The 689-nt window shown below is 62.1% G+C and carries 2 protein-coding genes; both read left to right on the top strand.

Annotated elements, in window-relative coordinates; translation table 11 throughout:
* Nucleotides 1–117 (top strand): hypothetical protein (locus G3436_RS28700; protein WP_420801164.1); only part of this gene is annotated, 117 nt, incomplete at its 5' end.
* A 12-nt stretch (nucleotides 118–129) separates the two neighbouring features.
* Nucleotides 130–669: a FixH family protein gene (locus G3436_RS02190; protein ID WP_163940814.1), complete on the top strand. Its 540-nt coding sequence runs from the start codon at nucleotides 130–132 to the stop codon at nucleotides 667–669.
* Nucleotides 670–689: the final 20 nt, after the last annotated feature.

Genomic DNA, 689 nt, shown 5'->3' with positions numbered 1-689 from the left:
GCGCCCGAAGAACTGCCATCGACCACCAACGAAGTCACCTTCACCCTCAAGGACGCCGACAACAACGGTACCCAGGTTGAAGCCAAGAGCCGCTTCATCGGCCCACAAATTCGCTAAGAGAGTTGACACATGCCTGCAGCAACCGCCAACAGCCCCTGGTACAAGCACCTCTGGCCGTGGATCATCATCGGCGTACTGGCCACCTCGGTGACCCTGAGCCTGACCATGGTGACCATCGCGGTGAACAACCCCGACAACCTGGTCAACGACAACTACTACGAGGCTGGCAAAGGCATCAACCGTTCGCTGGACCGAGAGCTGCTGGGCCAGCAGCTCAACCTCAAGGCCAGCGTGCACCTGGACGAACTGACCGGCGAAGTCGACCTGCGCCTGAGCGGCGACAGCCAGCCGCAGACGCTGGAACTGAACCTGATCTCGCCGACCCAGCCGCAGAAGGATCGCAAGATCCTGCTGACCCGCAGCGAGAGCGAGCCTGGGCGTTACCTGGGGCAGTTGAGCGACAAGGTCGAGGGGCGTCGTTTTGTCGAGCTGCTGGGCACCCAGGACGGCAAGGTATGGCGCCTGTTCGAAGAGGAAGACGTGGCGCACGACAGCACCCTGCTGCTGGGTGACGAGGCGCTGCAAGGGGCTGAACACCTCGAGAAATGAGTCGCGCCCTTCGCTGGCAA

The organism is Pseudomonas brassicae, assembly GCF_010671725.1.
In the GTDB taxonomy this organism is placed as follows: Bacteria; Pseudomonadota; Gammaproteobacteria; order Pseudomonadales; family Pseudomonadaceae; genus Aquipseudomonas; species Aquipseudomonas brassicae.
Note: the sequence above shows the minus strand (reverse complement) of the source record. Positions and strands in the feature narration are given on the sequence as shown.